This window comes from Pseudoalteromonas rubra, assembly GCF_005887095.1.
Lineage (GTDB): Bacteria > Pseudomonadota > Gammaproteobacteria > Enterobacterales > Alteromonadaceae > Pseudoalteromonas > Pseudoalteromonas rubra_E.
Window position 1 is genome coordinate 1 of record NZ_PNCI01000047.1, and the last position, 14,223, is coordinate 14,223.

The 14,223-nt window shown below is 45.1% G+C and carries 3 protein-coding genes; all 3 read right to left on the minus strand.

Annotation, left to right across the window (positions count from 1 at the left end):
- Positions 1 to 1,045: 1,045 nt before the first annotated feature.
- The 3 genes from CWB99_RS18945 to CWB99_RS18955 are packed head-to-tail and all read right to left on the minus strand — an operon-like array spanning position 1,046 to position 13,805.
- Complete coding sequence (locus CWB99_RS18945; RefSeq protein ID WP_125717202.1) at positions 1,046 to 1,459, minus strand: hypothetical protein; 414 nt, start codon at positions 1,457 to 1,459, stop codon at positions 1,046 to 1,048.
- 53 nt (positions 1,460 to 1,512) lie between these two features.
- Positions 1,513 to 12,459: a SpvB/TcaC N-terminal domain-containing protein gene (locus CWB99_RS18950; protein ID WP_138552722.1), complete on the minus strand. Its 10,947-nt coding sequence runs from the start codon at positions 12,457 to 12,459 to the stop codon at positions 1,513 to 1,515.
- Positions 12,456 to 13,805, minus strand: coding sequence for a hypothetical protein (locus tag CWB99_RS18955; RefSeq protein ID WP_138552723.1), 1,350 nt, complete (start codon positions 13,803 to 13,805; stop codon positions 12,456 to 12,458). Before CWB99_RS18955 ends, CWB99_RS18950 begins: the two co-directional genes overlap by 4 nt.
- Positions 13,806 to 14,223 lie beyond the last annotated feature (418 nt).

Genomic DNA, 14,223 nt, shown 5'->3' on the forward strand with positions numbered 1-14,223 from the left:
TGGATTTGATCAACAAGGCCCTATTGCTTTGTAACTATCGACACCTGCTTGCCCGTAGCTCTGAAGCACAAGAACAACCGTAAACTGTCCAACCAATGCATAAATAAACGTCCCCCAGAAAAACGGTGACCAGTACTTTCTAACATCCATAATAATTTGAAAATTCATTGAAAGCTGACATTTAAAATTTCAGCTAACTTTTTATATTTTGCGATTCAATAAAACCGGACACTATTCCATTCGGCATTAGTATCCACTAAATAATAAGCATCTATGACCAGAAAGCCTCGTTATCTCATAAGAATACTCATATTAACTCCACAGGAGCATCCATATAAAGCTCTCAACTTTCTCTGCCTATAACCTATTTTCTGTTCACTCAATATAGTCACGCACAGATTTATGAATAGACAGAGCAACCTTTGCAATTTCAGCGTAACCATTTCCATCATCTTCAGCAGCAACTCTGTTCAAGTACTCTAGATCCCTGATATCACTTTATTATTTGTGTCGTAAACTCCACACGCAAACGAATTGATACTAAAAAAAGCAAAAAACAAGAAAATGCATTCATAGTTACTCTTGCCTCATTCCGTTCAAGTAGGTAAGACGTTTTTCCTCGACCCAGTCTCGTCGATGCTCATACGACTTACCCGTGAAACTGTAACTCCCCCATAAACTGCAACAGTTCTTTAGTAGAATTTCCATTAACAGGAGAAGGAAGTTTTACGATGAAAAAAGGTCCAACCCTGCCTGCGCAGAACCCGACAAAGGCACGGTCGTTACAGACCGAGTGGGTGTATTAATTTTAGGGTGTGCAGGCTCGGAACCCATTTGGGGCGCTGAACAATCAGTTAAGCCCGGATATATGTCAGAGCAACACATTTTATAGCGGACTGGACCAAACATCAGGCATGGCAACACGGGTAACATAACAAACGAGATAACGATAATTCGCTATCTCGCAGGCCTACTCGGCTTGACATCGCTGGATCGTCCATATATGTCCTTGATAATTAACTAGGGTTGCTGTCTTTACAGCCCTTTACTTTGGTTGGTTTATTAAAAAGCGGTACTTTAAGAAAGTACCTACTCCAATCACAATCAAAATTAAAGACATCAAGTTCATTGTTTCCATACGCCTACCTAGCTCATTTGATTCAAATTTAACATCACCAACTTCGAATACGTAGGCTATTGGATTTGAGTTTCTCATATCAAGCCACATAGTGATGTTTCCGTTACTCTCGGCTATTTTTCCCGCAAAAAAGTCACAGTCGATCTTCACTCCATTGACCATAACAATGTCGTCAATACCGTTTACTTTAAAGCTTAATTTATCGCCATATCTTGTTTTATTGCAATTGTATTCAGAAACCTTACTAGACACCTGTGTCAAATCAGACATAGTTGGAATAACAATTTCCTTTTCAAGATCGAGTAAACCTAGTATGACCATACACACACTTGATATGAGCATTAGCCTCATTGTGAAGTACTTACGCCTATCTATCATTTTTCTGCCAAGTCCTTAACCATCATAGTTGTTCCGATTGCATCTCCTAAATCACCAGCTCCATTAACTAATTTGGTAGCCCCTTGAACGCCTCCTGAAGCAGCGCCCAAAATCATTAGTGTATTGCCAGTAGCTGCCTTTACATCTTGTATTCCTAGCGTGTTTTCCACTAATGGCATGCCATATATCTCGTTTAGGTTTTTTTCTATGACAGATTCAGTATATCCATTGATAATTTTGTGCAATTGATCAGTCCCCAAAACAAATGCTGTTGGCCCCGCATAGCAACCCAACCCTGTAACCGGGCAAGAAGCAGCAGCAGCTCCACCTGAAATCACTGTAACGCTCGCCGCAATTGCTTTCAATGGTTCTTTCGCAATATTTTTTTGGACTTGCTTAGCTCTACTAGAAGCAGCTGCGACTCCCTCTGAAGCGGCAATCACTCCATCTTTAGCCAGTTCCTCAGTGTCACCAAGTACCTGTTTCAAGCTATTACGAGCCCTTTTCCACATCCCACCCCACTCTTCAAACGCTTTGCTAGGGTGATTCATAAATCCATTAACCACAAGTTGGATAGCTGCAGTCGTAGCACCATTAGCAAACTTACCGCCAGTAATCTTAGATACAGTACCACCTGCAATTGCCTGCAATACTACACGCTCCGGAGAGTGTGCTTGTGCTAGTTTACCAACACCTTTCATGATACCCGCAGAGACAAACCCGTGCCCAAAGTTTCCTCCCTGAATATCACTGAGCACACCACCTGCAACGGCATGTATTCCCATTTGAGCCGCAGTGTTTGTAATTCCTCCAGCGGACATGGCCTTCCCGATACCACCAAATACAGCGCCGGATAAAGCCCCCTTCAACGCGCCCTTACCTGAGCCTGTAGCAATATATCCACCTACAGCCCCGGCTATAGCTCCTGAGATTGCCCCAGCAACTATACTACCAGTAGTAGATACAGCAGTTGCCGTAATTGTTGAGCCCATGACTGATATGGTCGCAGTTTGTGACATCCCCATACTAATCGCCCAACTGTTAGCCCAACCTGCTGCGGCCCCTGCTGTAAAGTAGGTCGCAACCGCTGCAGCTATTACGCGCCAATTCTTCTTAATAAACTTCCCAAGCTTCTTAAACAAATACCCACTCGGATCCGTATATGACAACGGATTATTCAACACATAGCTATAAGCGTTGTAATTCTGAAGGTTGGTCGGTGCCTGAACAAACGGGTCCGCCTGCATAAATCGACCAGTCTCTGAGTCATAGATACGCCCATTCATATGAATGATACGCTTGTCGCCACCCAGTGAAACCGGTTCATGGCCCGTGTACGCTCTCAGGTTGTCGTTAATGTTGCTAAACACATCACCCATCAGCCCGGGGTTAGACTCTACCTCGCGCTGTTTGCCAAAGATATCGTACGCATAACGCGTCAGGACTTTATGATCGCTATTGGTTACCGCGATCGTTGAGCCCTGATGGTCGGTAAACAACCACTTGGTTTTACTCAGGCCTGTGTCGTAATACGTTTGCTGTGCGTCATTGCCGATATAACGGTTAATTACAGACTGACCGTCTTTCGCCTTAGGGATAGTCAGTTCCAGCGCACCTACGTAGTACACGGTATTCGTGTTGTCGACTCGCTTGTAGCGACGGTTGTTTGCATCATAACTAAAGGTAACTGTTTCTCCGTTCCCAGAGATTTCAATCGCTTTGTTTCGGGCGCTGTAAGCGATTGATGTCGTACCGTCACTGCCAACTCGTTCAACCTGATTACCATTGGCATCATATCTGAACGACTCAGTCTTGCCTGGCAGGTTACCAAAACAGCCAGAATTGCTTGCGCGGCTTCTTGATGAAATGCCATGCAACGGCGCGTTGCCTTCACCATACTTTTGAGTCCAGCGACCCAATACCATGACCGAAGTATCTCCATACCCAGAACATTCGATGTCAGTACCAACCAGATAGTCGGCTTTTTCAATGAGGTTACCTGAGGCTGAGTACTTAAACAGGTCGACCTGATTTACGCCCAACACACGGTTCAGAGCATCGTAATGATAAGTACGTACAGCCATCCCAATTTGAGAGCGGGTTTTCAGGTTACCCAGGCTATCAAAACTATAAATATCGTTTTGAATATTACGGCTACTATCTGAAATCGTCTCGACCATGCCTTGTTGGTCATACGATATATTCATGGTAACGCCACCTTTTTCGTATTGGGTGACCTGACCTCGTCCATTGAGCGCAGTAACTTTGTAGTAAACCTGTCCTGTGTTGCTGTTACGCGCTTCCGTTTTCGCCAGCAGCTGACCATTCTGATAAGTCATTGCTACACCACGGGCTTCAATAAACTTACCCTGCTCCGTGCGTCGGTAGTCGTCAAACTGAACGGCCAGTCGGCTATAACTGTCGTAAAAGCTCTGCTGGATCACACAACGGTTTGCAATCGGGTCTAGCTTGGTATCATCAGAAATACGTAAGTCGTTGCTGCGGCTATCAAAAGAAACATTACTTGCGCAACGCGCGGTGCCATCCAATGACGTCAGCGTTGCCGCTGCTCGTCCAAAGGTGTCGTAATAGTAAGTTTGTTTCCAGCTGCTTCCCTGAGTGCTGGATATTAATTGATGCACAGTATCATTGGTTTTACCATATACCCACTCGCTGTTGCCTTCATTAACAACACCGCTTGGCGTTGTTTGTGTCTGCGTGACTTTACGGCCCAGGAAGTCGTATTTCATCGTCAATACAACACCTCTCGCGTCAGTCTGACTGACTAGCTCACCAAAGGCATTATATTGATAAGACCAGTTTCCTCTGTCTGCATCCTGCTGAAGCCATTTACGGCCCATTTTATCGTAGTGAATTGTGCTCAGCAGTTGCTGACTGTAGGACTCTGCCGACGAGCTAACGGTTACCTGATCGCCCAACGCGTTATACACATAATCCAGAGTCTGGTTCTGAGCATCAATCACCTGAATCGTCTGACCAATCGCATTGCTTAGCGATGTTTTGACCTGCGCAGCAATATCAGTCCCGGTGATGGTCACTTTGGTTTCACGACCGGCAATGGCCGTCACCGACGTAGTGCCATTGTTGCTGTCAACCACACTGGTCACTCTGTCCAGCGCGTCAAAGTGCTTAGTGACGGCATGCGAACCCGCTTCTTTGATTACGTCATTGCGGCCGTGCTGATCAAACTGATACCAGGATGTCAGCCACTGGTTGTTCAGTACCGTCAGTTTGCGCACTGAGTAAGCACGTCCCAGTTTGTCCAGCAAATGCTGCTCGCGAAGTACGCCGTTAACTTCTTTGTTCAACCGCACTGCACAGTTTTCATTTGCACCACATGCTGTGTAGTAACTATATGCCTGGGCACCTGTATTGCTGAATGAGCCTATTTCTCCACCAAAGTGATCGTATAGTAGCTCTGTCACTACGCCATTATTATCTATGACCGAGAAGGGCTGACCAAAGGCATTTCGATCAGCAACCCCTTGACCATTTTCGACTACTTTCCCGGAAATCAACGACAGCGCACTATTACTGCCACTTTGCTTGGTATAAAGCACATAACGGCCTTCTGCATCAAAGATAGTCTCAGAAGTACGTGTCTCACGCTCAGCTCCGTTGCATCCTGTATTGGTGCTCGCCACTTTCACTTTATTGCCGAAAGCATCATACGAGTGCTCTGTTGTCAGCTCATACTCACAACCTAACCCTTGCCCAACAACTTCTTTATACAGCATGTTTTCATGGGCGTGGCCAAGCGGGTAATACTCAAAGTGACTCTTCTTAGTAATTGAGTCCTGGCCCGGACCTGCATAAGTTACCGTTGTGTCCGATAACCGGCCTAAGCGCTTATGCAAGTCAGTAGTACCGTATTCGTTTACCGTGGTTACAGTGCGCTGCAGATCGCCACCAGCACTAACAGCTGTAAAGTATTCAGCGCCTGAGGCACCTACATCATAGGTGTTCACAGTCAGGTTTTTCACATTACCGTGATTGTCTTGCACTGTTGTGGTCTCGGTACAAGTATATGCACCTACACTCATGTTCGTATTAACTACCGCGCTACATTCACGACTGTCTGAGTTGTAAACTCGATAGGCTGTCACATCACCTAATTGTTGTGTTTTACTGACAGAGTATTCATTGACCGCTTTGCTAAGCAGCACACCACTACCCGCTGATAGCATTGTCTTCTGCGTCGAATATGGCATGCCGGTTAAAGGAAACGCCTGATGATAACGCGTGGTTGTCTCAAAAGTACTGCCGTCTTTTTGTGTGGTCGTCTTCAGCGTTTTAAACCCTAAAGGACCGCGACCACCAAACTGAACGCGTGCGCCCTGATAGTGATACTCCACCTTTGCTTTATCAGCAGACAAAGCGCCATCGCGATTGCTCGGGCTGTCTGTTTCAACGCTTTGCACCAATACACCCGCGCCTATCATTTTACTGACTAACAGTTGCTGAGCATTAAAACGCCCTGAATCTGAAGTCAGCTCATCTTCAAGGTCTGTGTACACCGCAGTGTCAGACATGAAACCATAGTTAATCACAGTTGTATTGGTTTGGCCCGCATACCCCTGATTCACCTCACGCAGCATACCTGCTGTTGCAAGCTGACTCAGGTTATACCTCACGCTCACGCCGTAATTGTGTTTGATGAGAATGTCAGCAACACCATCGTTGTTATAGTCACTGAAAAAGGCAAAATCACCACCACGCGTATCTACCGCAAGTTCAAAGGCATTGTCAGTGATCTTTTCAAACGTCTCCTGTGCTGGCGACCACTCATAACGACGCCATCGCTTGTTCGTCTTCTCTTTGAAGAACAAGTCTGCCTTGCCGTCTTTATCCACATCCATAGACATTGGAGGGATCAGCTCACTGACCGACCAGTTATCATTACCGGATGACTTAGCAACGACGTTAAAGACATCTTTAAATGAAACACGTTCACTGGATTGATTGAGTAAAACATGCCAGCGCTTAACATTATGGTTGTATTGTGCTGTGGCCAGATAAATCAGATCGACCAGGCCATCGCCATTTACATCACTTGGCGTTAACAGTTCTATTTTCTCATCAGATGCAACGTCTTGCGCCAGGAATCGTTCAAACCCGCCAATCGCAGTTTGTCCCTGGTTGTAGTGCACTGAAACACGCTTAGCATCGTCATTGTTACAATGGCTCGACTCACATTTTAGCGACACAATGTCAGCCAGACCGTCGAAGTTCATGTCAATTACATGCCAGTCGCTGCCTTTGCTGGTAAAGTCTCCGTATGCACCAAACCCATAGCTATTCTCTTTAGTGTGCAGCGTAAACTGTGCACCAAACGCCTTAGTTTGCGGGTTTGTTAGTCTGACATATAAATTAGGATCATCCTTTTTCTGCTTGTATACCAGATCAGCATAACCATCACCGTTCATATCGGCGGGCTTGATCTCTCGCATATATTGATTGTTCGACCACCCTCCAGGCAGAGCCTGATACTGCAGAACATTGTTGTCACTCAGTGCATAATGGGCCCAGTAACCAGGATTTGCATCCGAAGTATGCTCAGAGCGCATATTGACCATCAGTGTCTGTTTGCCATCCAAATCATGATCAATGGCAAACAGGCTGACGCTTTCATGAGCATCTTTTCGGTAGATGTTCTGACAAGCGAGCTCTTCCGCTTCGCGATATGTATGCCCCTGATAAACACAGAGTTTATAACGCCTTGCGCCTTTATCGGTCTGCTCTAACGTGACTAGTTGTGTTTGTCCACTGCCCTTAAGATCCGCTAAGGTTATAGACGCCAGAGCATTATCCATCCGCTCTTTGGAATACACTTGGCTGAATGCTTCAAAGTTTAGGCTGGTTGCAAATTTATCGTATTTAAAGGTCACTGGCGCACGACAAACTGTGCCGCGACAATGTGCAATACTTTCAAGGAGTCGGACACCATTGGCCGCATCTACAAAACCAAGCTGATAGTTAGCCAGCTCAGTCCCCTGATGATTGAACACCTGAATATTGTTCAGGCGAGCAAATTGAGTGGTTCTTGCCTCGTCGATATAGCCAACCTGTCGAAGCTCACCTGATGTATGCGTAAACACAACACGGTTGCCACTGTAGTTTATTTCTGCCAGCACCTTTTCTGTGTTTGCAGCGTTATTCTTATCTACCAGCTCTTCGTATACGTAGTGAACAGTCGTACTTACCTGACCCAGATTGTCCTGTATTTCTGACAACATCCAGCTCATAGTATGCTTAGTACCATCTGCATCAGTGAGATTGTGGCGGCTATTGTCTGAAGCACCATAACGCTTAACAGAGCCGTCTTTTGCAAGTACAACAAACTGAGCCTGACTGCCGTAGCCTAGCTTGTAAATAGTTGTATGCGAGTCTATTTCAGTCATAAACTCATCCACAATTTGCTCACCATCAAAGCTGCCACTGTGGGTATGAACAGCTTTGCTGATCAGGCGTTGGCCATCCAGACAGTAGCGGTCTTCGTCACTTAACGTGAGCCCTCTAAACTGGCCGTCCTGCGCTTTGGTTTGTCGACATCGCGCAACACCTGATGCTGCGCTCAAGCTCCAGCCCATAGCGACTAAACCGTCGCCTCCCTGCGAGCTGTAATTAAGACTCACCTCTGGCTGCACACCTGAGATACCAGCTGGTAACGCAATTGGCACAGAATAAGAAGCAGCACCACTTTCGGTGACCCGGAAGCTACCCACCGTTGGTTGCAGTCGAGCGTGTGCAAGCAGCACAGAGCTACCTGGGGCATGTTTCTTGACATCAATGCTCGGCAACGCAACTGAAGGGTTACCTTCTGCCGCAGAGCTGGTAATGGAAATATGCGCTCCTTCTGAGTAGTTATTACTGCATCTGGATGTTTGTTTATTCATCAGTGATGCAATGGATTTAACGCACGTCAGCGCTTTGAACTGATAGTTACCATTATGAATAAACGCCTTGCTGTATGTAGCCTGGTTTCCACTGGCGGTTTTGTTTGCGTCTATTGTTGCAATCAATTCGTACTGATTATTACCCGGTAACAGTCCATACAATTGATACTCTTCAACTTTACCTGTTGCAGTCAGGGTGAAATTAACTACACCATTTTTTTCTGATGCGGTCAGGGTCGGGCTTGGCAATCCATCTCGACCATCTGCCGGATTGGTGCCAATGGCATCTTCAACTCTGTCACTCAGACCGTCTCCATCGCTGTCATAGTCAAAATCACAGCCGTCACTTATCAAGCAGCGATTATAGAAGAACTTGAGTAAATTAAAGGTGGCATTTTCATAATGAGAAGCACCAGCCCCCAGCAAATCAATAACGACATCTGCGCGAGTCACCCCTGTTGCAAGAAGACCCACCCAGTATGCCTGATCACCTGCTCCGTAGGTCGCACCACTGAGGATTTGATCCGTGTCAGCGCCTACTAACAGGTATTCAAATAAAGTACTGATAAATTTTGCATCAGACGGATCAGACAGAGCCGGATTAATGTTGATCAGTGCATTGATCATTTCATTAAACGGATGTCCATTGGCCACCAAGTAAGCCATAAAGCTTACTTCCGCCCTGCTAGGAGTTCTTTGCAGCAAAATAAGCATAGCCTTGGTGAGTTTAACAACACCATCAGTATTTTGGTCGGGGTGCCATTGCTGCGTTTCCCATTGCTTGATTTCTTCTGAAAACTGACTCGCAAGACTGCTGATATCGTTCCAGTTCACAGAGTTCGCGCCAATCATTCGGTTGTCGATGACATGCAGCTCACCATCCTGTGTCGTGACATAGATATGCCCAGATGCAGATACGGTAGGCGGTAATATAATGCCGTCGCTTCGAGGGAATGTGTAGTGCCAGTTCACCAGTCCATTTTTCGGGTTAAGAGAGTAGAGAGCTTCATCCATTGAGCCCACCAAAAGTACACCATTTTGGTCAAACTGTGCCCCAGCACGGATCTCACCTTGTGTTTTGAATTGCCACTTTTTAGTCACTTCCAGATTGGCTAAAGGATCATATGCCAGGCGGTAGAAATGATGATTCAATGACCCAAAGTAGATGTTATCGACTTTTCTGCCAGTTGCCGAATCCGAAATAGACTCAGATCTTACCAGCGGCTTGGCAATAACTTTAACATTCTGCTTGTTTGCTTCAGGGTATGTCCAAAGATCCTGTAAGCCACTACTGGGATCGAATTTAAAAGCAGACAGTCCGCCTTCTACTCCCCCCATATACAGAACATTACTATCACTTATTGTGTATTCACGTCCCCTTAAGTCAGGGCGCTGTGCAGAGCCCGTTTCATCAATGATGATTTGGTTCTCAAGATTGGCGCCATTTGCCCGGACACCGTTACTTACCGTCAACTCCAAGCCTCCATCAAGCAAACTCAAATAAGCTCGCTCAGGCAAAGTACCAGTCAGGGTGTGGTCGGTCAGAGTAACCTGATGTGATGAAATGGAATATGTTTCGCCCGTTGTACGTATACGTGCATAGATACTAGATTGGGTAGCATGAAAACCGACACCGGTTGCGCTCACCTTAGCCAAGCCAGCTGCGCACTCACTTTTACATAACGTCACACTCGCTGAGTCAATATAAGGCGATATATGATCAATAGAATGTTGCTGGCCTGCGGTACATGCCCCTTGGCTGTTACAAGCACTAAGTTCATAAGTAAACTGACCGGCAGTCACATCAGTGATCACATGCTGTGTGCCAGAGGTTGTTACCAGCACTTTATGCAATGCACTAGATTTGTCGCTAGGTAGCCCTCGCCATACGGTTAATTTGTAGTTTTTAGTCACACCGTCGTTATTTGCAAGCCATTTCAACGTGTAATAGCCACTGGCTTGAGTAATATCAGTATTAAAAACAGGTGAATGAGGCTTTGCTTCGTGATTGATCACTGTCACCAGCTCAGAATCGCCTTCCTTCCCTTTTACATTCTTATGGGTACTAAGCGCGATACCATAAGCACTAACACGAAGCTGTTTTCCATGGTCTGCTATTTTGGTCTGGATTGTTGTTGTGTAAGACGTTGTATTATATACGTTTACATTATTGTCTTTCATCGGATACGGCTGACCATCTAATGTGGCACGCATCACCAGTGTGTCTGTGTTGTTTAGCTGAGTAAACTTGACCTCGTATAGACCAGAACCCTTATTATGCAATGTAATCTCTGGCACAGAGGGCTCAGCAGGAATTGGATCGAAAAGCCTGATATCCGGTAATTTAGCGGTAACCTGGTTGCCATCATTGTCTTTTGCAACCAGAGTAAGTTCAATATTTTCACCCGCATCCGATCTGCCAGGTTGCCATTTGAAATCGATAGATTTTGAGCCCGCTTTATTGCTAGACAGTGGTAGTTCAAGATTGTTTACAGCGGGAGAAATAGAAACACCACCAGAAACCGGTGTGCCGTTTCTATATAGAGTGAGAGAGGCTAACCTTGGTACTCCACCATTAGCTGTGCGTCGAGAAAATGCCGATGCGTACACAGTGAACGATACATGTTCGCGACCGATTACATAAAGTGATTTTGTGGGTTTGGTTACACTTATTCCGTAGTGACCCACATAGTTGACCAATGCCTTGTCGGCATTAACAGGCCCCTTATTGGGCACAGCATAGGCATAATAAGTGACCTGACCAGGTTTATCGGTTCCATTCACCTGAACAGTACAATTGGCAATACTGGTACTACATGCTTTAACAACGGTTGAACAACCGTTTTTGATACCTGTGTGGTTACCCGATGCACTGCAAATCTTGTACTCCTTTAAGCCTGAAGTATGATTTGCCGTGGCCGCTAATGTAATTGGCTCATCAATGAAAGGGCTCGTTTTACTGGCGGTCAAGGTAACAACCGGAGGCTGTGCAAGCTTAATATGTATTGAAGCTGTTTTACTTGCACTAGCCCGGTCCACCACTCTCAGGCGCAATGGGGAAATGCTCTGAGTAATAGGGATAACGATACCCGAGCATGCTAATGAGCCAGATGAACTAGCACAGGTCTTTGCTGTATAAGCAGAAATATTCGTAAAGCCCTTACCAATATCCAGCTCGATTTTGTCTAACTGATTAGAGTATGCGTCGTCATTATCATGTGCAGTCACATCAAGCGTCAGATTTTTATTCGGCTCAACTTCAAATACACTCCCGTCGGCAGCTTCTGTGCCGTCCACTTTTAGTGTGAGTGATGGCGCTGTGTTTGTTTCTTTTACATATACCGAAAAAGCGTGTGAAGCTGTATTGCTTTTTCTATCTTTTACCTCAGCTTTGAACTTATAAGTTGCATTGGCAATTAAGCTGCTTTTTGGCACAGACTGGCTACATTGGTACACACCATTGTTATTTGGCGTAGCACTACACTGTTTTACACTACCACCATTTGCTTGTTTGACACCATTGATGAACACGTCATACGACAGTTTAAAGGAGGTAACGTCTTTATTGATGTCCTTGAACGAGACAGAAGCAAACAAACGCTGGTTACCATACTTAACTGTATTATTATTTCCAGAATAAGAAGCATATGAAAGCGTGGGCTTACTATTGGTTGTTACATTAATGGTTTTGTAGCAACCGTAGCTTGGCTCATCTTCTTCACCTGAGAAGTTATTAATTACCAGTGAAGCTTGGTACTGTCCGGCACTGGGAAAAGTGTAATGCGTCGAGGTCGCAGTGTCGCTTTCCTTTAACGTAGTTGTGCCTCGCTTAATAGCGAGCCTATGATAAGGCTTGCTTGAAAAACTCAGTGTTTTGTACGATGAGCCAAAGGTAACATGGGTACTGTCACCCGCAATTACATTGAGCGCAGCCGAGTTACAAACAGGCACACGTGCATTATAGGCATGAACAGAGCCGCTCAGGAGTGCGACAAAGCCAAGTGTAATTGATTTAGATAAACTCACAGCTTTTTCCTCCACACGACTGGCAGTGTTTGTGTTTGTGCGTTTGTTTCACCTGTCTGAGTTTGTGATGGCTTTGATCCAAAGACCTGATCGACAGTGTTGCTTATAGTGGAGGGGACAATCTGTGTAGGTACGTCGACTCCAAATACCTCATTTTGGCTTTGCATAATAAATTGATGTTGATCACCAGTCACAAGAGACGGAGTGCTGACAAATCCAGTCTCTACACCGCCAATGCGATATTCACGTAAAACAGTAGTCAGATCGATAGGATCCAAAACCTGGATGAGCCCATCACGATGGAAAATATAGATACCACCCTGAACCTGAGTAGAAGATGTAAAGAAATCGGATACTGCACGTAAACCAATAGATTGCTGAGAATTAACAATCACAGGACTGGCAATAAGACTGCTATTTTTAACTCCACTGCACATTAATATTCTTCCGTCTGACAAACGCGAACGACACATAAGTCCCGTATTGTTCCGACGGCTAATGGTGTAAAGCAACGTGCCTCCGTCAATCACAGGTGCACTATTGACTACTCCACCTAGCGTTGAGTGAGCCCACTCAGGCTTCCAGTCAATTATTTTGCCGTTTTGCTTTTTAACTGAGAACCGACGTAAAACACCATCATGAGTAGAGAAATAAATATTGTCTCCATGTTCAACAATGGAACGCTCTACCACATCCAGACCAGACAAAAATAGTGGCTGGTGGTATTCGCCCTTGACACCGTTAAGCTGGATTGGGTTGTCGGGAAGTGTCGCTATTGATAACTTGCGCACAACCTTTCTACCATCAAAGCCATGTGCAGTTAGAGTGAAGTGTGCCAGACCATCAACGCGACTGACTAATGCGCCTTGATTTGGGTTTACCACGGGCCACGTCTGAACAGTTCGACCATTTTCAACACGGCTAACAGACACAGTTGCTGCGCCTGAAATTTGCCAACTGACTTTAGCCTGGCCAAACATGTCAACCTGACTACGATCACTATAGAAGGCCTTTACCGCAAACGGCTCTGAAACAACCCTATTTTGTTGCTTAGCTGCTGCACACCCGTATTCATCACAGGCAGTGACTCGATAAACACCTGATGCCGATTTAGGCAATGTATATTGAGTGCCTTGATAATTGGCATTTACCATTTCCCACTTGCCATTAATATACTGTTCGATAAAGTAAAATTTTGCAGAGTCTACTGCAGACCACACTAGTTTATCGCCACTGTCACTAGGCTGAACTGAGACATAAATAGGTGCATCCGGTGCACGTTCAATTGGGATAAAGGTAGTTATTTTCCCCACGATAATTGGGGCATATGCCTGCTTAAATTCCATTGCGGTTACACTCGTTATCGCAGTGAAATTTAATGTAAAAAGCAACATTAAAAGTCTATTAATCATGCAAATATTGGCCTAAATTTGGTCGGTGTGTTCAAAATAGCCGCAGATTCTATTTTATAATTGCATAATTCACAATCAGAATTAGTGAAGGTTCGTAAACAAACTCACTATAAAAAACTTATCTATCTACTACTAAAGGAGTTTATTTAACCTTAATGTAGAGCAAAAATTGTATCATATTAGAAACAGCCACTTTCTCGCATCAATCCAGCCAAAACAGTGGCCTGCTAAGTTGTGAATTTGCACATAAAAGGGAGACCGATTAGGAAGGTATTCATAGTATCAAGGAGACTGTTTTTTACCGGTGCCGCTTTGAAAGTCGATAAACGGATGCAGACAACTTAGCAAGCAG

Bases quoted from the DNA above. Each gene is read 5' to 3' on its own strand.
- CWB99_RS18945 (WP_125717202.1), bottom strand. From the start codon at position 1,459: ATGGTCATACTAGGTTTACTCGATCTTGAAAAGGAAATTGTTATTCCA.
- CWB99_RS18955 (WP_138552723.1), bottom strand. From the start codon at position 13,805: ATGGAATTTAAGCAGGCATATGCCCCAATTATCGTGGGGAAAATAACT.